General features: G+C 66.7%; 8 protein-coding genes. 1 reads left to right on the plus strand and 7 read right to left on the minus strand.

Translation table 11 applies throughout. The annotated features are described in order from the left end of the window. Nucleotides 1-58: 58 nt before the first annotated feature. From IHQ52_RS21875 to IHQ52_RS21905, 7 genes are all read right to left on the minus strand, one after another. Complete coding sequence (locus IHQ52_RS21875) at nt 59-9,982, minus strand: non-ribosomal peptide synthetase (RefSeq protein ID WP_238063958.1); 9,924 nt, start codon at nt 9,980-9,982, stop codon at nt 59-61. Beyond that, entirely contained in the window at nt 9,979-18,021 is an 8,043-nt protein-coding gene (locus IHQ52_RS21880) for an amino acid adenylation domain-containing protein (RefSeq protein ID WP_006434664.1), read from the minus strand. Before IHQ52_RS21880 ends, IHQ52_RS21875 begins: the two co-directional genes overlap by 4 nt. 439 nt (nt 18,022-18,460) lie before the next feature. Further along, nucleotides 18,461-19,354, minus strand: coding sequence for an ABC transporter permease (locus tag IHQ52_RS21885; protein ID WP_006434665.1), 894 nt, complete (start codon nt 19,352-19,354; stop codon nt 18,461-18,463). Continuing rightward, on the minus strand, nt 19,351-20,169 hold the full coding sequence (locus IHQ52_RS21890; protein WP_006434666.1) for an ABC transporter permease: 819 nt from the start codon (nt 20,167-20,169) through the stop codon (nt 19,351-19,353). Before IHQ52_RS21890 ends, IHQ52_RS21885 begins: the two co-directional genes overlap by 4 nt. 7 nt (nt 20,170-20,176) lie before the next feature. Continuing rightward, nucleotides 20,177-21,580 carry an ATP-binding cassette domain-containing protein gene (locus IHQ52_RS21895; protein WP_157228256.1) on the minus strand — a complete coding sequence of 468 codons (1,404 nt, stop codon included), beginning with the start codon at nt 21,578-21,580 and terminating at the stop codon, nt 20,177-20,179. Nucleotides 21,581-21,805: 225 nt separating this feature from the next. After that, nucleotides 21,806-22,870, minus strand: coding sequence for a glycosyltransferase family A protein (locus IHQ52_RS21900; RefSeq protein WP_238063960.1), 1,065 nt, complete (start codon nt 22,868-22,870; stop codon nt 21,806-21,808). A gap of 85 nt (nt 22,871-22,955) precedes the next feature. Continuing rightward, entirely contained in the window at nt 22,956-23,708 is a 753-nt protein-coding gene (locus IHQ52_RS21905; protein ID WP_006434669.1) for a class I SAM-dependent methyltransferase, read from the minus strand. A 216-nt stretch (nt 23,709-23,924) separates the two neighbouring features. Here IHQ52_RS21905 and IHQ52_RS21910 point away from each other — a divergent pair, with 216 nt between their 5' ends. Then, complete coding sequence (locus tag IHQ52_RS21910; protein WP_006434670.1) at nt 23,925-24,416, plus strand: phosphoribosyltransferase; 492 nt, start codon at nt 23,925-23,927, stop codon at nt 24,414-24,416. Nucleotide 24,417: the final 1 nt, after the last annotated feature.

Genomic DNA, 24,417 nt, shown 5'->3' on the forward strand with positions numbered 1-24,417 from the left:
CGACACCTTTCGCGATTCCTCACTGTCAGTACGCTTACTCATCAGTTGACCACCGGGCTCATGCAGGGCTCGTCAGATGCACGAGCGTAGGGGACCCGATCACGCTCCGACGTCCTCGGGACCACTCCAGTATCTGGTTCCGTTCGAGGTCCGTGAGGAACCGAGTCCCACCGATCGTCATCTCGGGATTCGTCGTCACCTCTGCGAGAATCCTGACGAATCGCCCAGCGAACCGGCCCACCGAATGCTCGTCGAAGAGATCGGTCGCATAGGTCACCCGGACCTCGCCGTCTCCGGCGCGATTAATGCCCACTGATATGGACAGGTCGTTCTGGGCCGGGATGACCGGCGGTTCGACCGGAGTGAGCGACAAGTCGTTCCGGACCGCGTCGACGACTCCGGCACCGAGGTCAACCGACCGGTCGATGACCGAGAGCACGACCTGCGCCAGGGGCGCGAACGCCTGGGAGCGCACGGGCTGCAGTCGCTCGACGACGGATTCGAAAGGCACGTCGGCGTGTTCGAAGGCCTCCAGGTCGACCGAACGTACCTGGTCGAGCAGATCGGCGAAACGTCCCCGCGACGTCACCTTTGTCCGCAACACCAGGGTGTTGACAAACATGCCGATCAACGGTTCGAGAGCTTGCTGGCCCCGGCCGGCTATCGGGGTGGCCACCGCGATGTCGTCGGTCGCCGACAACCGTGACAACAACACCGCCAGGGCCGCATGCACAACCATGAAGGGAGTCACGCCACGTCGGCGCGCGAGTTCCTCGATGCCGAGACTCACCTCTGCGGGCAGCGGCACCGAGACCACCGCGCCCCGGTGCGAGGCCACCGTCGGGCGGGGACGGTCGGCGGGCAACTCCAGGACATCTGGCACCCCGGCCAACTGCCGTGCCCAGTAAGCCAACTGGCGGCCGACCACCGAGTCCGGATCTTCCGGCGATCCCAGAACGTCACGCTGCCACAGTGCGAAGTCGGCGTACTGCACATCAAGGGGCGCAAAGGCCGGGGACCGGCCATTCGTGCGAGCCGAATAAGCGGTGACCAGATCGGAAACGAGTGGTGCGAACGACTCCCGGTCGGAGGCGATGTGATGCATCACCACCGCAACCACGTGCTCGCCCGGCGCGGACTCCCAGACACGCGCCCGCACAGGCCATTCGCGGCCGAGTTGGAAACCAGCTGCAACGGCGGCCTCGATGTCGGAGGCAGAGTGCGCCTCCTGCCAGTCCAACCGCTCGGCGATCTCCGAGACATCGTGCACCAGCTGGAAGGGCTCACCGTCGACGTCCGGGAAGGTCGTGCGGAGCGACTCGTGCCGCGCCACCACATCGTCGATCGCCGCCCGCAACGCCGCCACATCGAGGTCACCGCCGACCCGTAGGACCAGCGGGACGTTGTACATCCCGCTCGACGGGTTGAACTTGTTGATGAACCACATCCGCTGCTGTGCGAAGGACAGCGGTACGTGTTCCGGGCGCGACTCCGGTCGGGCCACCGGGGCCAGCGAGGCACGGCGCCCCCGGACGGCGTCGGCGAGCTCCCGCACTGTCGGGGCATCGAACACATCGCGGATCGTCACCTCGACGCCCAGGGCATCCGACACGCGAGACGTCAGACGCATGGCAGACAGCGAGTTGCCGCCCAGGTCGAAGAACGACTGCGTGACACTCACCTGCTCCACTCCCAGCAGCCCGGCGAACACGCCGGCGATCGCCTCCTCGGCTTCCGTAGCGGGGGCGACGTATTCGGCGGCTTCCAGTTCCGGCTCGGGCAGCGAACGCCGGTCGACCTTGCCGGCCGAGTTCAGCGGCATCTCCTCGAGGAGCACCCACGCGGTCGGTCGCATGTACTCGGCGAGTGCGTCCGCGAGCGATGCGCGCACGGCATCGAGATCGACGGTCGCGGGAGCGACATAGCCGACGAGCTGGTCCCCACCCGGTCCGGCGACCACGCGAGCTGCAGCGTGGACGACACCGGGCGCGTCGGCGATCGCGGACTCGACCTCCCCGAGCTCCAGTCGCTGACCGCGCAGCTTCACCTGGAAGTCGGTGCGGCCCAGGTAGTCCAGTTCACCGGTACGGCGCCGCCGGACCAGATCACCGGTTCGGTAGAGCCGCGCTCCGGGGGCCCCGAAGGGATCCGCGACGAAGCGTTCCGCGGTCAGGTCGGGCCGGGCCGCGTAACCGCGCGCCGACTGGACGCCACCCAGATACAGTTCGCCGGCCACCCCGTCGGGCACCGGGTGCAGCCGATCATCGAGCACGTAGGCGGTGGTGTTCGGCATGGGCCGACCGATCGGCACGACGTCGACGGGTTCGTCGAGTGCCGAGGACATCGTGTAGACGGCGGCCTCGGTTGGACCGAACAGGTTGACCACCCGGGCGTGGGGCACGCGCTCGGTGAATCGTCGGAGCACCGCCGGAGGAAGCGCCTCGCCGCCGCTGAACAACACCTGTAGTCCGGTCAGCAGATCCGGTCGATCGACCACGTCGAGGAACACCGAGAGCAGCGACGGCACGAACTGGGCGACGGTCACGCCCGTTTCGGCCATGAGGTCGGCGAGGTAGTTCGGGTCGCGGTGGCCCTCGGCATCCGCGACCACCATCGTCTGCCCAGCCGTCAACGGCCAGAACAGCTCCAGGACCGACGCGTCGAATGTGTGCGGGGTCTTGAACACCAGACGATGGGGCCCGGCAGGAATGAGCGAATCGAACCAGGCGACGAAGTTGGCGACCGCCCGATGCGAGACGGTGACGCCCTTCGGCCTGCCGGTCGAACCGGAGGTGAACAGCGTGTAGGCGGCGTCATCGAGATGCAGTGTGGCGAGTCGTTCGGAAGCCGACAGCGGGGTCGCGTCGGCGGAAAGCGGTGCATCGGCGTCGAGTTCGATGATCGGCGACCGTCCGTCGAGCACATCGAGAACCTCGACGGGCCGGTGTCCCTTCTCCACGAGGACCGGTCCGATACCGGCGGTCTCGACCATGTACCGCGCGCGGTCGGCCGGGGTGTCGGGATCGATGGGGACGTACTGGCCACCCGCTGCCATGATGGCGTGCACCGCGATGACGGTGCCGGCAGACCGGCGCATGACGACGCCGACGGCTGTGTTCGGACCGACGCCCTCGGCGATCAACGTCCGTGCGACCGTGGCGACGCGGAGTCCGAACTCGCCGTAGGTCAGCGTGCGCTCCCCCGTGACGAGCGCGAGGGACTGCGCGGAGTCGGCCACGCGGGCACCGACGAGCTCGGCGATCGTCTCATCCGCGGCGAACGCCGCCGGACCGACGGATCCGGCGAGGAGTGCCCGATCCTGTTCGGCTGCGAGGAGCCGGATGTCGCCGACGGCGGTGTGCTCGGATGCGAGCATCCCGTCGAGTAGGCGGAGGAACCATCGCGACATCTCCTCGACGGTTCCTCGGTCGAACAGATCGGTGGCGTAGGTCAGTATTGCCGACCAGTCCTCGTCGGCGGAACCGGTGGAGACGGTCAGATTGAGGTCGACCTGCGCAGGGGCCTCGGTGATATCCAGCGGGGCGACCGTCAGACCGTTGACCGTGGCGGTGCCGGTGACGTCGGCGCCGATCGGATCGACAGACAGGATGACCTGAACCAGAGGTGAAAAGGCTTCGGAGCGAACGGGGTTGACCGCATCGACCACAGACTCGAACGGCACCTCGGCGTGCGCGAAGGCATCGAGGTCGTCGGCGCGGACACGGTCGAGAACAGCGTCGAACCCACTGGCGGAGTCGATCTCGGTGCGCAGCACGAGGGTGTTGACGAACATGCCGACCATGGCGTCCAGCTCGCTCTGCCCGCGACCACCGATCGGCGTACCGACCGCGATGTCGTGGGTGCCCGTCAGACGGGCGAGCAGGACCGCGAACGCCGCATGCAACACCATGAACCGCGTCGCGCCGTGCCGGGTGGCGGTGGCATCGACACGGCGGCCGATGTCAGCGGGGATGTCGAAGGGGAGCACATCGCCCCGGTGGCTGGCGACGAGCGGCCGGGGCCGGTCGGCGGGCAGTTCGAGGACATCCGGCAGTCCCGCGAGTCGGTCTCGCCAGTAGGCGAGTTGTCCGCCGAGCACCGAATCCGAATCCTCGGGCTCGCCGAGCACCTCGCGCTGCCAGAGGGCGTAGTCGGCGTACTGGATGTCGAGAGGCGTGAAATCCGGTGCCGCGCCGCGGCTTCGGGCTTCGTAAGCGGCGAAGAGATCGGTAGCGAGAGGCCCGAAGGACTGACCGTCGAAAGCAATGTGATGGGCGACGAGAGCGAAGGTCGCCTGCCCGTCACCGCTGAGCAGTACACGGGCACGTAGGGGCCACTCGTGCGCGACATCGAACCCGCGACGCATGTCGGTCGCGAGTTCGTCGGCGCTCGCCACGACCCGCCAGTCCAGGCGTTCGGCAGCATCTGCGGGCGCGGCGATCTGCTGGTACGGCTCCCCGTCGACGGCCGGGAAGGTCGTCCTGAGGATTTCGTGTCGGGCGACGACATCAGCGGTCGCCGTCCGCAAGAGATCGACGTCGATCTCGCCGGACAGGGTGAACACGGCCGGGATGTTGTATGTTGCCAACTCCGGTTCCATCTGGTTGATGAACCACATGCGCTGCTGGGCGAACGACAACGGAATCCGATCCGGCCTGGACTCGACACGGGTCACCGGCGGCAACGCCGCAGCACGATCGGCCACCGCAGCAACCAGATCCCGCACCGACGGCGCATCGAACACATCCCGAATACCGACCTGCACACCCAACGCATCCGACACCCGCGCCACCAAAAGCATCGCCGACAACGAGTTCCCACCCAAATCGAAGAACGACTCGGTCACCGAAACACGCTGCACATCAAGCAAAGTCGCAAACACCGCCGCAACCCGCTCCTCAGCATCCGAAGCCGGAGCCACATACTCGGCAGCCTCGAACACCGGCGCAGGCAACGCCTTACGATCCACCTTGCCCGACGAGGTCAACGGCATCACATCCAACCGCACCCACACCGACGGACGCATATACCCCGGCAACACCGACGCCACCGACCCGGCAACCACATCCACATCCACATCAGCCGGCGCCACATACGCCACCAACTGCTGCCCCGCCGCCGACTCGGCCACCACCGCCGCCGCATGCACCACACCCGGCGCCGCCGCCACCGCAGCCTCGACCTCACCGAGCTCGAGCCGCTGACCACGCAACTTCACCTGGAAATCAGTACGACCCAAATACTCCAACTCACCCGAAGCATTCCACCGCACCAGATCACCAGTCCGATACAACCGCTCCCCCGACCCACCGAACGGATCAGCAACAAAACGCTCCGCCGTCAGATCAGGCCGCGCCGCATACCCCCGCGCCACCTGCACACCACCCAGATACAACTCACCCGGCACCCCAACAGGAACCCGCGCCAACCGCGAATCCAACACCCGCGTCACCGTATTGGGCACCGGCGAACCAATCGGCACCACCACATCACCGGCCCGCACCGAATACGCCGTCACATCCACCGCAGCCTCGGTCGGCCCATACAAATTGTGCAGACCCACACCCGGCAACCGCGACAACAACCCATCAGCCACCGACGGCGCCAACGCCTCACCCGAAGCAAACACATGCCTCAACGACGCCAACTCCGCCAACCGATCACCCAACACATCCACAAACGCCGACAACATCGACGGCACAAAATGCACCACCGACACCGACTCGCGAACGATCACCTCACGCAAATACTCCGGATCACCATGACGCCCCGGCTCCGCAATCACCAACGGAACACCAACCATCAACGGCCAGAACGACTCCCACACCGACACATCAAACGTCACCGGCGTCTTCTGCAACATCCGATCCGACCCCGACACCGGATACCACGCATCCATCCACGCCAACCGATTCAGCACCGACCGATGCGACACCGTCACACCCTTCGGCCGCCCCGTCGACCCCGACGTGAACAACGTGTACACCGCATCATCGGCACCCAACGACCCAACACGATCAGCATCGGTCACCGGAGAAACCCCAGCATCAAACGAACCCGACGCATCCACCGACAACACCGACACACCATCAACACCGGCAACCACCGACGGCACCGACACACCCGCCGCCACCAACACCACAGACGCACCCGACGTCTCCAGCATGTAACCAACCCGATCAGCAGGCGCATCCGGATCCACCGGCACATACAACCCACCCGCAGCAACCACCGCATGAACCGCGACCAACAACTCCACCGACCGCGGAACCACCACAGCCACCGCAACATCCGGCCCCACACCCACCGAAATCAACTCACGCGCCAACCCCCACACCCGAGCACCGAACTCGGCGAAGGTGACAGTGCGGCCGTTGTGGATCAATGCGGGTTGCGCGCCGTACTCGGCGACGGCGCGCGACAGCCCGTCCGCAAGGGACGTCAAGCCGGCGATCCCGGCCGAACCTGTTGTCGGCGAGCCGTTCTCGAGTGCTGCGACTGCCGTCGCCTCGTCGTCGGCGAACAGCGGTGCGTCGCCGACCGACATCCGCGGCGCCGAGGTGAGTCCGTCGAGCACCCGGACGAAACGTCGTGCGATGAGCTCGGCCGTGGCCGGATCGAAGAGATCGGTGGCGAAGGTGACGAAGCCGGACCAGCGTCCGTCGTCGAGCGAGTTCAGTCCGACCGTGAGGTCGTACTGGGCCGGGATGACCGGCGGCTCGATCTCGGTGAACTGCAGCCCGGCGATCGTCGCGTCGAGCTTGTGGGCCGATCGCGCGGGATCGAAGGACAGCATCACCTGCGCGAGCGGCGCGAATGCCTCGCTGCGTACCGGGGCGAGGGTCTCGACGAGCGTCTCGAACGGGACATCGCCGTTGGCGAAGGCGTCCAGATCGGCAGCACGTACCTCGTCCAGGAAGTCGAGGAAGGACGTGGCGGGGTCGACGCCGGTGCGGAGCACCAGCGTGTTGACGAACATACCGATGAGCGGCTCGACGACCGCGTGCGTGCGACCCGCGATCGGGGTGGCGATGGCCACGTCATCGGTGGCCGCCAGGCGCGACAGCAGCACGGCGAGTGCGGCGTGAGCCACCATGAACGGTGTGGCACCGCTGATCCGGGCGATCTCCTCGACGCGTTCGACCACCTCGGAGGGCACGTCGAAGGCGATCCGGTCGCCGCGATTCGTCGCGACCCGGGGCCGCTCGCGGTCGGTGGGCAGGTCGAGGACGTCGGGCAGATCGGCCAGCCGGTCGGTCCAGAAGCGGAGTTGCCCGGCCACCAACGAGGTCGGGTCGGCGGTGTCGCCGAGAACGCGGTGCTGCCAGAGCGCATAGTCGGCGAATTGCACCTCCAGCGGCGCGAATTCGGGTGAGCGGGACTCCACCCGCGCGGTGTAGGCGGTGAGGAGGTCGGCGACCAGGGGCCGCATCGACTCGCCGTCGGCCGCGATGTGGTGCACTACCACACCGAGAATCGTTTCGCCGGTGCCGTTGTGCAGCACGGCAACCCGGATCGGGGTCTGCTTGGTGACGTCGAAGCCCGCCGAGACCGCGGACTCGAAGACCTCCGACGAGTCGGTGACCAGCCAGTCGAGAACCGACTCGGCCTCGGCGAGCGGCATGACCACCTGGTTCGGCCGTCCGTCATCTGCCGGGAACACGGTCCGCAGGACGTCCTGGCGGCCGATCAGGTCGACGACGGCGGCGCGCAGGGCATCGACATCGAGGTTGCCGGTGACCCGCAGCAGTACCGGGATGTTGTACGTCGGCAGCGTCGGGTCGAACTGGTTGATGAACCACATCCGCTGCTGGGAGAACGACAGCGGGATGACGTCCGGGCGCGGATCGGCGGCGGTGATCGGTGCGAGTCCGGGCGCCGCATCCTTGACCCGGGCCGCGAGGCCACGCACGGTGGGCGCCTCGAAGAGATCACGCATGTTGAGGTCGACGTCGAGGACCTCGCAGGCGCGGCCGACGATCTGGGCTGCGACCAGCGAGTTGCCACCCACGTCGAACACGGACTCGGTGACGCTGATGTCCTCGAGCCCGAGTACGGCGGTGAACACCTCGACGAGTACGCGCTCGGTCTCGTCGGCAGGCGGCTCGTACTCTGCGCTCGACTCGAATACCGGCTTGGGCAACGCTTTTCGGTCGAGTTTTCCGTTGGCGGTGAGCGGTAGCCGCTCCACACCGACCACGGCGTCGGGCACCATGTAGCCGGGCACGTGCTCGGCCATCGCCGACCGCACCGCGGCCGGGTCCACGTCCTCGCCGGGGCCGACCACCAGGTAGCCGACCAACTGGTCTCCACGAACCGGATCCGCGATCACCCGCGCGGCTGCCGCTGCCGCCGCCGGCACCGCGGCCAGCAACGCGGCCTCGATCTCGCCGAACTCGATACGGAAGCCGCGCAGCTGGACCTGTGCGTCGTTACGGCCCAGATACTCGATGTCCGTACCCACCCGGCGTGCACGGTCACCGGTCCGGTACATCCGGGATCCGTCCTCGGCGAACGGATTCGCGACGAACCGCGACGCCGACAGACCCGGTCGCCTCAGATAGCCGGATGCCAGCTGCCCACCGGTCACGTAGATCTCGCCCGGCACGCCCTGAGGCACCGGGTTCAACCGCTCGTCGAGGATGTGGATCCCCAGCGACGTCAACGGGCGGCCGATCAGTGACGCCTCGGTCCCGGCGATCGAATCTCGTTCCAGCGCACGGAAACTCACATGGACGGTGGTCTCGGTGATGCCGTACATGTTCACCAGTTGCGCGGTGTCGGACGGGTTCTCGTCGTACCAGCGGCGGACCTGATCGAAACTGAGCGCCTCGCCACCGAACACCACGTACCGCAACGCGAGTTCGCGGCGATCGCCCCGACGCGCGTCGATCAGCTGGTAGAACGCCGACGGCGTCTGACTCAGCACCGTCACCTGTTCGGTCACCAGCACGTCCAGGAACGCTCGCGGATCCCGTGCCAGGTCACGGTCGATGACGACCAGGCGCGCCCCGGACAGCAGCGGCCCCCACATCTCCCAGACCGAGAAGTCGAAGGCATACGAGTGGAACATCGTCCAGACGTCGGACGCCGAGAACTCGAAATCGTCGTCGGCCGCATCGAGCAGGGTCACCACGTCACTGTGGGTGATCTCGACACCCTTCGGCCGGCCCGTCGAGCCCGAGGTGTAGATGACGTACGCCCGGCTGTTCGCCGGCACCCGAACCGGGGCCGCGGGCGCGGCGGGTTCCGCCGCGAGCTCCTCAACGTCCACGACCAGGGCCCCATCGGGCAGGTGATCCCACAGGGCATGATCGGCCGAGGACGCATCGCCGATCACCACCGACACCTCGGCATCGGCCACGATGAACGACAGCCGTTCCACTGGATTTCCGAGATCCAGCGGCAGGTAGCCGGCGCCGGCCTTCACCACGCCCAGAATCGAGGACATCAGGTCCACCGTCCGCGCCGTGGCGATGCCCACCAGGTCGCCTGCGGCCACACCACGAGCGATCAGCCCGGCAGCCACTGCGTCGGAGCGAGCATCGAGCTCGGCATAGGACAGCGACCGGCCCGACGCCGACACCGCGACCCGATCGGCGAACCTGTGCGCGGCGGACCGGAACAGTCCCGGCAGTGACTCCCAGTCGCTGGTACCGGCCAGCGCCCAGGCCGCCGTACGGATGTCGTCGACCGCGCGGCGTGTGGCGGTCGCGATCTCGTCCGGCGCCAGGCCCACGAGCGCCAGCTGCCCGGTGACGGCGGCTCCGACAGCCGCTTCGGTGTCGATCCCCTGCGCGGCCAGCACTCCCGCGGTCATCGAGACCGTGGCGTTCAGGGTGGCGAACGCGACAGGTCCGGCCTTGCCCTCGAAGGCGGTCTGCGCAGGAGCCACCGAGGCGGCGTGGGCGATCAGTTGCAGGGTGGACGGCCGAGCGCCCCAACCACGCGAGATGTCAGCGGCGTCAGAGTCGACGGTCACGTCCTGTTGTTTCCTTCTGAAGCGGTGGACAGGTCGATGAGTGCGACGGCGTTGGCGCGCAGGTCGCTCAACACCTCGTCGAGCGCGGCGGGGCCTCCCGTCGCCAGGCCGGGCACCACACTCATCAGTGCCATCGTGAGGGTGGCGTCGGAGTCCGAGCCCGGCAATGCCGCCGCCATCGCTCTCACCATCTCCGACAACTGGCCGAACTGGACGCTCACGCCGTCATGGTCCACGGCAACAGCCCGGGGATCGGTGTCGCTCGCGACGGAGACGAGGTCGGCGAGACGGATGTCGGCGGGCAGCGGATCGACGGTTTCGGCCTGCTCATCGGCAGTGAAGATGACGATGTCCCCGACGATACACTCGGCGTCCGCCGCGACGGCCTCGAGAATCGCGAGGTAACGCTGGGCCATCGATTCGACCGTCGAATCGTCGAACAGGTCGGTGGCGTAGACGAGCTGCGCCTTCATCGCACCGGTACCCGAGTTGTGTCCCGCTGCTGCAGGGTCATTCGGGTAGAGGTTGAGCTGCAGATCCACCTTTGCCGGAATGATTCCCTCGGCCACCGGAGAAACGATCACGTCCCCGAGTTCGAGCGATGGGAAATCGATGTTCTGGAAAGCGAACATCACCTGGAACAACGGATTGTGCGACGTCATCGGCGCATTCAGGACATTCGCGACAATTGTTTCGAAAGCCACATCCGTGTTGGCCATGTCGGCGAGGTCGTCACGCCGCACCCGCGACAGCAGGTCGGTGAACTTCTCCCCGTGGTCGACACCGGTCCGCAATGCGAGGCTGTTGACGAACATGCCGACCACATCGTCGAGGGCCTGTTCACCCCGTCCGGCGTACGGCGTTCCGATCACCAGGTCATTACGTCCGCTCAGGCGCGACAGCAGCACGGCGTAGGCCGCATGGGTGACCATGAACAGCGTGGTGTTGTTCGCACGGGCGACCGACTCCAGGGACCGCACCAGATCCTCCGGGATCTCGAACTCGACCTGGTCACCGACGTACGACGGCGTCTTGGGTCGCGGCCGATCGGTCGGCAGGTCGATGGTCTCGGGCGCTCCCGACAACCGATCGATCCAGTAGTCGAGCTGACGCCGCGCCTCGGTGACGCCGGCCTCGTCGGTGGTGGCCAGCCGTTCGGCCTGCCACAGAGTGAAGTCGGCGTACTGGACGGGCAGGGGCGCCCAGGTCGGCGGCCGACCGTCGTGGCGCGCGGCGTAGGCCATCATCAGGTCGCGGGCGAGCGGTGCCATCGAGGCACCGTCGGCACTGATGTGGTGCACGACGAAGACGACGACGTGCTCGTCGTCGCTGACGCGCAGGAGGGCGAGCCGGACCGGCGGTGCGGTGGTGATGTCGAATCCGCGACCGGTCACGGCCGCGATGGCATCGGCGATGCTCCCCGACACCGGGACCGGGGTCACGTCCAGGCCCGCGACCTCGTCGGGCGGACTGATGATCTGCATCGGTTCGCCGTTGATCATCGGGTAGCTGGTACGCAGCGACTCGTGCCGGCGGAGCAGATCGTCCACTGCCGCGCGGAGGGCGTCGACGTCCAGCCGCCCGCGGAGCTCGAGCGCGAGGGCCACGTTGTACGCCGGGGACTCCGGGGCGGCCCGGCTGAGAAGCCACATGCCGCGCTGGACGGCCGACACCGGGACCATCTCCGCTCGCTGACGCGCGATCAGCGGCACCGCCGAGTGCCCGGACAGGCTGTTGGTGATGTATTCGGCGAGCCTGGCCACGTCGGCGGACTCGAAGATCGCCTTGACCGGGACCTGCCGGTCGAGTGCCGCCGACAGTCGCGCCGAGACCTTGGTCGCCGACAGCGAGTTGCCGCCCATCTCGAAGAATCCGTCGTGCACGCTGACCCGCTCGACCCCGAGCACCTGGGCGAACACCTCGGCGACGATCGCCTCCAGCTGGGTCCGCGGCGGGACGAAGTCCTTGCTCGCGCTGAAGTCGACCGGCGGCAACTTGGTGCGGTCGATCTTGCCGACGTTGGTGAGCTCGAAGGAGTCGACGACGACGACCGTGTGCGGGACCATGTAGCGCGGCAGGAGCTGCCCGACGTGCTCGGTCAGCGATTCGGGCATCGGCGAGGTGCCTTCGGCGGCCGTCACATACGCCACCAGCACGTCTTCGCCGGCCGGCCCGGGAACGCCGAGGCTGACCGCGTTGGCGACGTCGGGGTGGGACATCAGCGCGTTGTCGACCTCGCCGAGCTCGATGCGCAGTCCGCGCACCTTCAGCTGGAAGTCATCGCGCCCGTGATAGATCAGCCGGCCGTCGGCGCGGCGGACGACCCGGTCACCGGTCCGGTACATCCGCGACCCGTCGGAGTACGGATTCGCGACGAACCGCTCGGCGGTCAGACCCGGCCGGCCGAGATAACCGATGGCCAGTTGATCGCCGACGAGGTAGAGCTCACCGACCACGCCGGCCGGTGCGGGCCGGAGTCCGCGGTCGAGCACGAGGGCCCCCACACCGGGCACCGCCGTTCCGATGGTCATGTCGTCGGCGGGGGTGAACGGTCCGTCCGAGGTGGCCCAGATGGTGGTCTCGGTGGGGCCGTACAGGTTGAAGAACCGGCGGCCCGCCGACACCCAGCGACGCATCAGTTCCGGCGGGCACGCTTCGCCTGCGCTGAGCACGGTGGCCAGCGCGGGTACCGCGGCCGGATCGAGCGTGGCCAGCGCCGACGGTGTCATCACGGCGTGCGTCACGCCCGTCTCGGCGATCAGCCTCTCGAGCGCGTCACCGGCATAGGTGTCGGGGTCGGCGACGACGAGCTGGCCGGCCGATCCGAACGCCATCGTCAGCTCGAAGACCGAGGCGTCGAAGCTCGGCGATGCGACGTGCAGGACTCGCGAGGTCTCGTCCAGTCGCAGCAGGTCGCGCTGATTGGCCATCATGTTCGCCAGGCCGCGATGGCTGACGGCGGCGGCCTTCGGTTTACCCGTCGAACCCGAGGTGTAGATGAGATAGGCCATCTCGTCGACACGGGTCGGACGGACGAGTTCGGCCGGCCCGATCGGCGCGATCGGGTGGCCGGCGAGGCGCAGCTCGGTCTCGCTGTCGTCGACGACGATCCACTCCGCGTCACTGTCGATGGCGTCGACTCCGGCATCCGCGGTGGTCAGTCCGACGCGCGCACCGCTGTCGGCCACCATCGCCGAGCGACGCTCCGCCGGGTGCATCGGATCGATCGTGACGAAGGCCGCGCCCGAACGGATCACCGCGATCGTGCAGAGCACCGACCACGCGGATCGTCGAGCACTGATCGCGACGACGTCGCCGGGTCCGATACCGCGTGAGATGAGTTCTCGCGCAAGCTGATTTGTCCGGGCATCGAAAACGTCGGGGGTGATCTTCTCACCCGCGACGACCACCGGCGTCGCCGAACCGGGCGAGCACGTGGCCAGCAGATCGGCGAACACCACGGGCGCACGACCCGCCGGCTCGGCGGTCAGCTGCCGCACGTCGTCGGCGGGCACGATGTCGAACCGGCCGATCGCCTCGGTCGGCGCCGCCGTCATCTGATCGAGCAGCATGATCAGCGCATCCGTCATGGACTCCACCGTCGATCGGTTGAAAAGATCCGTGGCGTAGGAGAATTCGAGGGCCACACGTTCGGCGCCGGCACCGGCGAACTCGGTCGCGGTCACCGACAGGTCGTACTTCGCGGACGGGATGCGGATGTCCAGCACGTCGAACTCCCCGGTCTGCGCGAGCAGGGCCGAGGAATCACGCTGGAACGTGAATCCGACCTGGAACAGCGGGCTGTGCGCGCGGGACCGGCTGGGCGACACCTCGTCGACCACCATCTCGAACGGCACCTGGGAGTACTCGAGTGCGCCGGTGCGCGTGCGGTGCGCGCGGTCGAGCAGCTCGGCGACCGAATCGCCCGGACGGATGTTCAACCGCAGGACGACGGTGTTGACGAACATGCCCACCAGGTCGGCCAACTCGGGTTCGTCGCGACCGGCGACCGCGGTACCGATGGACACGTCGTCGGTGTCACCGAGACGACCGAGCACAGCCGCGAGGGCGACGTGCAGGACGGTGAAGGTCGTGACGCCGTAACGTCCCGCGAGCGAGCGGATCCTCGCGAACTGCTCCGGCGTGATCTCCGCGTCCACGTAACCACCACGCCCCGTGGGGATCTGCGGCCGGGGACGGTCGGTGGGAAGCGCCAGCAGCTCGGGCTGCCCGGCCAGTTCCCTGTTCCAGTGGGCGAGTTCACGCGCCATCCGGGCATTCTCGTCATCGGCCGACCCGAGGGTGTCGCGCTGCCACACCGCGAAGTCCGCGTATTGCACCGGAAGCGGTTCCCACTCGGGCGCCAGACCGTTGACCCGGGCGCCGTAGGCGGCCAGCAGGTCGACGATCAGGGGACGCAGCGAGGCCCCGTCACCGGCGATGTGGTGGAGCACCACCAGCAGAACGTGGCCGTCGGAAGGGGTCTCGAACAGGGTGGCCCGGAAGGGAACCTGGGCGACGAGGTCGAACCCGGCCGCGGCCTGTGACGCCACGGCATCGAGGAGGTCCGCCTCGGCCGAGTTGTGCACGCTGAGACGCACCTGGTCCTCGACACCCTCGATGTCGACGATCTCCTGGATCGGCTCGCCGTCGACCGACGGGAATCGGGTGCGCAGGGGCTCGTGCCGGATGACGACATCACGAACCGCCGCGCGCAGTGCGTCGACGTCGACATCGCCGCGCATCCGCACTGCGCCGGGCATGTTGTAGGTACCCGACGACGGGTCCATCCGGTTGATGAACCAGAGACGCGACTGCGCATACGAGACCGGGATGACCTCGGGCCGCATGCCGCGACGCAGCGGCGGACGGGCGTCGACCACCGCCGCATCGGCGATGGCGGCGGCCAGTTCGCCGACGTCGTTGCTGTTGAAGATGTCGGTCAGCGCGACCGCCCGCGAGTATTCCTTGCGCAGCCGCGACGCCAACCGGGCTGCGGCCAGCGAGTCGGCTCCGAGCGTGAAGATGTTGTCGCGCATACCGACCCGCTCGACACCGAGGACGTCGCCGGCGATCTCGGCCACCTTCTCCTCGATCTCCGAGCTGGGTGCGACGTAGACACGTTCCGCCGACGGCGTGATCTCCGGCGCGGGGAGCGCCCGACGGTCCAGCTTGCCCGATGCGTTCACCGGGAAGGCCTCCAGCACGACCACCGCGGACGGAACCATGTGTCCGGGAAGACCGTTGCGGGCTGCGCGCATCTGCCGGTCGACGATGACGTCGGCCGGGACGTCGGCGTCGCGCGGCTTGACGTAGGCGACCACGGCGGCGCCACCGGCGTCCGTACCGACGATCGCGACCGCAGCGGAGATCGACCCCTCGGCCAGCAGTACGGATTCGATCTCGCCGAGCTCGACGCGCTGTCCCCGGATCTTGACCTGGAAGTCGGTGCGCCCCAGGTATTCCAGCATCCCGTTGGCACTCCACCGCACCAGGTCGCCGGTCCGGTACATCCGTGTCCCTGATTCGAACGGGTTCGCCACGAATCGCTCCGCCGTCAACCCGCCGCGGGTGAGATATCCGTCGGCGAGTTGCGTTCCGGCCAGATACAGTTCGCCGACGACCCCGACCGGTACACGACGCAGCCGGGCGTCGAGCACATAGGTGTCGGTGTTGGCCACCGGCCGCCCGATGGGCATGTGCACTTCCCGGCCCGCGACGCGGTACTCGGTGACATCGACCGCGGCTTCGGTGGGGCCGTACAGATTCACCAGCTCGGCATCCGAGTGTTCGACCACCTGGGTCGCCAGATTCGACGGCAGCGCCTCGCCGGAGGTGAAGACCCGCCGCACCGTAGACGGCATCGCCGGTTCGCCGGTCGCGGCGGCCTCGACGAAGACGTCCAGCATCGACGGGACGAAGTGGAGCGTGGTGACCCCGCGTTCGACGATGGTGTCGTGCAGGTAGGCCGGATCCCGGTGCCCACCCGCGCGCGCGATAACCATGCGTGCGCCGATCTGCAAGGGCCAGAACAACTCCCACACCGAGACGTCGAAGGTGATCGGCGTCTTGTAGAGAACGGCGTCGGAACCGTCGATCCGGTAGTGGTCCTGCATCCAGGCGAGCCGGTTGACGACGGCGCGGTGCGAGACCTGGACGCCCTTCGGCACGCCGGTCGAGCCCGACGTGAAGATCACGTACGCGGCCGCCCCCGGCCGGACGCGGCCCTCGTCCACCGGCAGTGGGAGAGGCGATCCGGCGGTGTCCGGCGATTCGGCGTTCGCGAGGAACTCGTCGTCGATCACCACCGCCGGGTTGGCGGTGTCGAGGATCAGGCGACGCCGATCCTCCGGTTGCTCGACGTCCACCGGTACGTACGCGGCACCGGCCATCAGCGCGGCGTACACCGCGACGACCTGGTCCACGCCGCGTTCGACGAGCACCGCGACCTTGTCGCCGGGTCGCACGCCCGACGCCACCAGCGCTGCCGCCACCTCACGGCAGCGGGCGTCGAACTCGCGATAGGTGAGCTCGGCATCGTCGGCGACGATCGCCACCGCATCGGGACGGTCGGCCACCCGCGCGGCGAACAGGTCGAGCAGGGTGTGGTCGCCGGCCTGATCGGTGGTCCAGTCGGCGCGGGGACCGCGTTCGAAGTGCCCGAGTTCGGCGGCTTCTCCCGGTAGCAGGACCGGCATGCCGTCGATCGGGGCGTCGACGTTGTCGAAGAGGTGCTCGACGAAGGCCAGGAACCGGCGGTGGTGCGATGCGATCTCGGCTTCGGAGTACAGGTAGGGGTTGCCGTGGAGATCCACGACCAGCGGCGCGTCGGGACTCGACTGATACAGGTTGATCAGCAGGTCCTCGAGGATGCCGGACGTCAGGATGCGGTAGTCCATCGACGTGCCGTCGATGGCGACCTGATCGTCGAAGAAGACCATGTTGATGGTCGGGCCGAACGAGACGGAGTTGCCCTCGAAGCCGGCGTCGCGTCGGATGTCGTCGGACCGATACCGCTGATGGCGGAGTGCGCCGGTGAGCTCCAGCTGAGCCGCGGCCACCAGTTCACGGCCGGTCCGGCTCGAGACGTCACGCAGCCGGATCGGCAGGACGTTGGAGACCATGCCGCCGGAGGCCTTAATCTTCGCGGTGGTGCGGCCGGTCACCGGCAGCGTCATCACGATGTCGTCGGAGCCGGTCATCCGGGACAGGTACGCACCGAAGGCCGCGGACATGAGGACGGCAAGCGAACTGTTGAACTCGGTGGCGAGAGCCTCGAGTCGCCGCTGCTGCGCGACCGGCAGATCGCCGCCGGCGACGACGTTGTCGAAGGAGAGCGGAGCGGTGCCCGTGCCGTGCGCGAGGGTCACCTTCTCGGGGAGGTCGGACACCCGGGACAGCCAGTGCTCGCGGTCGGTCTGGCGGCGGGTGCCGGCCTGGTACGTGTCCTCGTAGGCCACGATCTCGGCCATCGTCGCCGGGGTCCTGTCCTTCGGCTCGAGGCCGCGTCGGACGGCGTTGTAGCGGTCGACGGTACGTCGCATGATCGACAGCGCCGCATAGCCGTCGATGATGATGTGGTGGGCGCGGTTGTACCAGAACGTCCGGTCGTCGGCGACCTGCAGGATCGCGATGACGATCAGCTGGTCGTTCAGCAGGTCGACCGGACGCCGGTACTCGGCCTGCATCCACGCCATCGCAGCGCCCACGGGGTCGGACTCGCCACGGAAGTCGAGGATGTCGACCTGCTGGTCGAAGTCGAGATCGACGTACTGCACCGGGACGCCGTCGATCTCGGCGAGCCGGACGTACGGGGATTCCAAGGTCTTGCCGACCTCGACGCAGCAGCGTTCGAGGAGCTCGATGTCGAAACCACCGGGTTCGTGCCGGATGTCGACGTACTGGGCGATGTTCACCGAGTAGTCGGGCGACAAGGTGTCGGCGAACCACATTCCTCGTTGTGCCGCGGTGAGGGGCAGGATCTCAGTGATGTCTTCTCCGACAACGTTCGCGCTGTCGCTGTTATCGGCGGTCGCCACGGACGCTGACTCTCCTCACTTCTTCGATTTCCTCGGTTCTACCGATCAGACCTGATACGACCGATGGTTTTCGTCCCACAAACTCCAAAACTAGGCCGTTTCTTCGAGTTGTGTTTGTGTCACGCCCGGAAATGCCGAGAAAAAATTCAAACAACCGAGCAGGCACCACTTCCGTTTATCGGCCGGAGTCCTCCTTAGCGTTACATTCGGCGATGTCAGCAAGCTTTTCGTTCGGTTTCCTCCGAACTGCGAAACCCGTCGTGCCCGATTAGGGTTTCATCAGGTCAGCGGGTCGGGGACGGAACAGACGGTAAACACGCTGGGCTGCATGTCTTCGTGGTAGTGGCCCGTGTCACGGCGAAGGGGCTGCCTCCCCGTGGGTACCCACCGATCGATCGCTCCACACGTTACGGATGCGAACGACCGGCTGCGGTCGGCCTCACCGGGCCGTCGCGGCCTTCCGGTATCCGCGGAGCGCCGGATAGATCGACAGCGCGAGCAGCGCCACCGTCCAGATACCCACCTTGAGCAGGTTCTCGGCTATCGGTCCCCCGACCGCGAACGCTCGCATCAGATCGATGGCGGGCGTCATCGGCTGGTTCGCAACAATCGGCTGCAACCATTCCGGGTACGCGCTCAGCGGCGAGAACCCCGAGTTGAAGAACATCAGCAGACTCGAGAAGAGACCGAGATACGGAACGATCGGTGCCCCGGGAGCCGCGTTGACCGCCAGCGCCAGGGTCATGATCCCGAACGCCGCGCCGTACGCCAGCGCCACCGCCACCAGGCCTATCGCCGGACCGACGCCCTGCGTGAAGCGGAAGCCGATCAAGTGCCCCGCAGCCAGCAGCAACAGCGTCGTGACCAGCACTCGGACCAGGTCCGACGCCACGCGTGAGGTGAGGTCGGCTCCTCGGTTGATCGGCAGGACGTACAGCCTGGCCAGCAACCCGGTCGAGCGTTCCCGGTTGAGCCGTGTCGCCGACGCGATCGACCCGAACATCGCGCCGACCAGGATGACCAGCGGGACCGTTCCGTAAGCACTGTCCTGGCCGGTCGCCCTGCCGATGGCATCGCCGAGCACGACCTTGAACATGAGCATGCTCAGGGCGGGCACGATCAGCGACTGCAGCAGCGTCGGGACGTCGCGGACGAAGACCAGCAGCTGACGACCGGTCAGGGCCAGGCTCTGGCTCCACCAGGCGCTGACCGAGGACTCCGCGTGAACTCCGGCCTCACCGGCCACGGCCAGGGCCGGCTTCGGGTGGCCGGGTTCCGCCGGCTCGTTCGTCTGCAGACCCACCGCGCTGTTCCCGGCGTCGGAGGCGATCATGAGCGGACCTTCCGGCTACCCATGGCCAGGAGGAACACGGCGGTCACGAAGAGTCCGACGCACCACCACACGGTCGGCTGGAGGATGTCCCAGGACAGCGCGCCGTAGTCGGTGGCCCGCATGACGTTGACGAACTGGGAGATGGGTTGGTTGCGTACGAACGGCTGAATCCATTCCGGGAACTGCGACACCGGCACGAAGCCGGTCGACATCATGCCCAGGATCAGCGTCGGCAGCATCATCGCCTGACTGGTGGCCTCGGGACTACCGGCGACGAGCCCGATCCCGTCCGCCAGCAGGGCGATGAGCACTCCGACGGTGAACGCCACCGCGTACAGGCCGACCGTACCGACGACACCGCCCATCGGGCGCCAGCCGATCGCGGAGCAGGCCACGGTCGCGCAGATCAACGACACCACGAGCAGGGTCACGTTCGTGGCCAGCCGGGCACCCATCGGGACGGCCGCGGGCATCGGCAGCACACGAAAACGGGTGTTGATTCCCTCGGTGTCGTCGAATGATGCGCGCATCGCGGCCGACGATGCGGCGAAGCCGACCGATTGCAGCACGATGATGGGCATGAGGAACTGCCCATAGTCCACGCCGAACGAATTCATCACACTGCTCAGCGGCAGGTAGAAACACACCGCGAGAAAAACCGGCGAAACGAACGCGAACACGAACTCGCCGTTACGGAACACCTTCGAGACCCCGCGCGCGGTGAGCGCCCACCACTGCTGCAATGGTCGGGTTCGGGCCTCGGCCGGTACCTCGCGGAACGACGACGTCAGGGCTCCGGTCTGGGACACGGACATGGATCGGCTACCTCCCGCCGCGGTCGGGATCGGTGAGCGCCAGGAACACCTCGTCGAGCGACGGACGCCGCATCGCGACGTCCGAGAGTTCGATCGAGGCCTCGGTCGTGCGACGGATGACCTCCACCAGTGTCTCCGTTCCACGCGGGGCCGGTACGGCCACGACGTTCTCGTGGGGCGACGCACCGTCGGGGATGAGGTCCGCCAGCACCTCCTGCAGGCGGGGCAGGTCGTCCGCGTGCGTGGGCGTCACCTCACAGTAGGCCGCGCCGGTGGCCTCTTTGAGCTCGTCGGACGTGCCCTGGGCGATGACGCGCCCCTTGTCGATGACCACGATGTTGTCCGACAGGACGTCGGCCTCCTCGAGGTACTGGGTGGTCAGCAGGATCGTGACGCCCTCGTCGCGGAGCTGTCCCACGAGCGACCACACCTCGAGACGACTACGGGGGTCGAGACCGGTGGTCGGCTCGTCGAGAAAGACAACCTTCGGCGACGTGACGAGGCCACAGGCGATGTCGATACGTCGTCGCATACCGCCCGAGTACTGGCCGACACGCTTGCCGCCGGCCTCCACCAGCGAGAACGTCTCGAGGAGCTCGTCGGCGCGGATCTTGGCAGCGGATTTGGACAGCCCGAGAAGGCGACCGAACAGGATCAGGTTCTCGCGGCCGGTCAACGCCTCGTCGAGTGCGGCGAACTGACCCGTCAGCATGATCGACCGGCGAACCGCGGCCGAATCGCCGACCACGTCGTGCCCGTTCACGGAGGCGGTACCGCCATCGGGCTTGAGGAGTGTGCACAGCATGTTCACAGTGGTCGTCTTGCCGGCACCGTTGGGCCCGAGAAGCGCGACGATGCTTCCCGCGGGGACCGTGAAACTGACGTCCTGCACCGCCACGGTGTCCTTGAACCGCTTCTGCAGGTTGGTGACCTCGATGGCAGGCGGGTTCGGCGACGCGGCGACACCACGCTCGCGGACATCACTCGGCCTCACTTCACCGGGCGCTGCGTCCTCCGACCGTGGGTCCTCAGCTCGCATTGGCACACCGTTCCCAGCAGCTCGATCGTCGTGGCCGGCGACAGATGCGACCGGGGGCGAGTCCCCCCTGTTCGGCACCGCCTGGACGTCAGAGCGCTCGTTCCGGTGGTGAGTCGGCTGTTCATCGCCGCGCGACGGTGACGGTTCCGTCGCCGGAGAGTCCGCACTGTCCTCAGCGCTCGATTCACTGTTTGCCAGACCCAGTCGCGCGTTCTCCATGCGCCACTCCTGGAGCCTCGCCGCGATGTCATCCGAACCGTTCTCAGAGGCCTCGGCCGCGACCGAGTCGTCCGCCGCGAGCTCGTCTTCGGGTCGCCGGTGCCGGGGTTGGCGCATGGCATCCGAGGATTGCTGACCAGAGGCCACGGGCATCTCTTCTCTCAGTCGATTTCCAACGCTGCGATCCGAGTATCGGACCCGGACCCATACCAGCCTATCCACCCCGGCGTCGGCAATCATTCAGCGACAGACACCGCGCTTCGGCGGGTGGACATCTTCGTTCACATATCGGTCGGGCAACCGGTTCCATTAGCGATCCGGCACGGTGTGCCTGATCTGTCGGGCTGTGCGAAAGCAAGACGCCTGGTGACGACGGTCCTACCGGTCCCCCCGCGCCGCACGACCGCTGGTGACGAGTCGGCGCTCGCGTTCGAGTGGGAGGAACAGGCGATGGAGTCGCCAGTTCTTCTTGGTGGGATCCCACGGACGGAAGAGCACCCACATCCCGGTGAACATGACGAATCGGATCGGAAGGTCGATACGCATCGTCTTGATCGCGGCATCGTTGTTCCTGCCCCGTGCCGTCCGTAGCCCGCCGGTGATGTAACTGCGGTTGGCCCAAGGGGAATGACGGAGTTGACGACATGAAGCGTCCGCCGCCACCTTCGGATCGAAGTAGATCCGATGTTCCGTTTCGGACAGCGTGAGTCCCAGATCGAGATCCTCCCAGACGTCATCGGTTGTCTGGAGTTTCTCCCGCACCCGCAGCCACACCGTGCGCCGCAGAGCGTAATTCGGGCCGTGAACGCTCTTGATCTCGCCGCCGTCGCCGAGCGGTCCGAGTGTTTTCGTCTGAAGTTTCCTCTGGAACTCGTAGAACGGTCCGTCCCAGGTCAGCACCGGGCCCGTGAGCGCCGCATGATCAGTCCCCGCGTCACTGTCGAAGAAGGCGACGATCCGCTCCGCCCAGTCGGGCGCGACACGAGAATCCGCATCAGTCTTGGCGATGATGTCCGACGTCGCAGCGTCGAAGCCGGCTCGCCGTGCCGCCATCACGCCGGGCGTGTGTTCGACCAGGCGGGTGACCGTGGGGTGAGCATCGACGTACCGATCCACGATCTGCGGCGTCGCGTCCGTCGACCCGTTGTCGACGACGATGATCTCGTCGATCGGCCGCGTCTGGTCGACCAAACGATCAAGACACCCTTCGATGAAGTCCTCTTCGTTGAAAGCCGGAACCACGACGGTCAATTTACTCATAGCACTCCAATCGGATATTCGACGCGGCGAGTAGTTTCGATGCCCGAACCGGCGAGTGTCGAGGAACTGAACAAGCCTTGCTTTATCTCGAATTCCGCCGGGTAATACGCGAGGGATTCCTACCCGTCGAGACTCCGCACGAAACGTCCGGCGAAAGAGATTTGACATGAGACGCTCGTGCACACATCAGTAAGGCCGACGAGGGTCGCCATCACACCTGGATCGGACGGTTCGCCGAGGACCTGTTCCGGCACGTCCGGTGGACAACTCAGGACATCCGGCGCTTCTGTAACTCCATCAATCCACGTATCACCGCGCCCGGCTTCCTCCACACGCGGAACACTGCGTTCTCGGCGATCCTCTCTTCCTCGAAGGCGAGACCCGACCAAGGGAGCCACCGGGCAAGCGCGTCGACCCACGGATCAGGGTCACCCCACGTTGCGTACATCTTCATCTCCGTGACGGCGACTGGGTTGAGGCCGTCCCGGGTCGCTTCCCACACAGCCGCCGACACCCCGACCGCATGGAAGGTCCGATAGTCGTCGAACGCCACGATCCCTTGTGGCGCAGACAATTCGCGAGATGCTCGAACATCCCCGACAACATGTTCGTAGAGATGGGATGCATCGACATGGACGAACCGGTGAGACCCCGACGACACATGGTCGAGAACCTGCGAACTCGGAGCCTGGATCACCGAGGGAAGGGCGTCGTGGACCTTCAGGTAGTTCTCCTCGAACCGCGATCTCGTCAGCGACGGGTACTGATCTTCGTTCTCCGCAGCGTTCGCAGGAGTATCCGCCTGCGCGCCGAACAGATCGAGGACCGTGAACGTCTCGCCTTGCCCGACATCGCCGCCGATCAGTACGGCACTCTTCCCCAGATAGGCACCCAACTCCAGCAAGTCACCTTTTCCCACTTGTCGAGATGACTCCTCGAGCGCGAATCGGAATATCGACCAATCGCTACGAAAGAACCATCCGGGAATAGCCTTGATCTGACTGTCGGTCACCACCGCCATGGGGCCGAATGTACCGCAATCGATTCGTCGCGCCAGCCCTTCGATGTAGTTCGAGCGACCGAAATATCGTTAACGGACTGAAATCACATTACGTCAATTCCCGGCCGCGAACCCCATTCGCGTGCGCGAAGGATTCTGCATTCCGGATTAATGTTCTTTCATCATTCGAATGAGCTGGGCTCGGCACGGGCGCCGGTGTTCTGCGAGAGTGTCCTCATGACGACACCTGCCACCGACCGCGAGATCCTCACCTGGGAACTGAACGGCGTCGCCTGCCGGGAACTCGCCCAGCAGGTCGCCGACGATGCGTTCGTACCCGACATCATCCTGGGCATCGCGCGTGGAGGTCTCATCCCGGCCGGTGCGATCGCCTACGCCCTGGACTGCAAGCTGATGATCTCGTTGAATGTCGAGTTCTACACCGGGGTCGGCGAGACCCTGGCGGAGCCGGTCATGCTTCCGTCGCTCCTCGAGTCGACCGGTCTGACCGATCAGCGCGTTCTGGTGGTCGACGATGTCGCCGACACCGGCAAGACCCTCCAACTGGTCAACGACTTCTGCGAGGAACAGGGCCGCGTCGCCGAAGTACGCAATGCCGTGCTCTACAAGAAGCCGCATACCATCACGGTCCCCCACTACACCTGGCGCACGACCGACAAGTGGATCGACTTTCCGTGGTCCGTCCAGGGGCCGATCGTGGCAAGGTGAC

The organism is Gordonia amicalis, from assembly GCF_022059885.1.
Lineage (GTDB): Bacteria > Actinomycetota > Actinomycetes > Mycobacteriales > Mycobacteriaceae > Gordonia > Gordonia amicalis.

Bases quoted from the DNA above. Each gene is read 5' to 3' on its own strand.
- IHQ52_RS21885 (WP_006434665.1), bottom strand. From the start codon at position 19,354: ATGATCGCCTCCGACGCCGGGAACAGCGCGGTGGGTCTGCAGACGAAC.
- IHQ52_RS21890 (WP_006434666.1), bottom strand. From the start codon at position 20,169: ATGTCCGTGTCCCAGACCGGAGCCCTGACGTCGTCGTTCCGCGAGGTA.
- IHQ52_RS21895 (WP_157228256.1), bottom strand. From the start codon at position 21,580: ATGCCCGTGGCCTCTGGTCAGCAATCCTCGGATGCCATGCGCCAACCC.
- IHQ52_RS21905 (WP_006434669.1), bottom strand. From the start codon at position 23,708: ATGGCGGTGGTGACCGACAGTCAGATCAAGGCTATTCCCGGATGGTTC.
- IHQ52_RS21910 (WP_006434670.1), top strand. From the start codon at position 23,925: ATGACGACACCTGCCACCGACCGCGAGATCCTCACCTGGGAACTGAAC.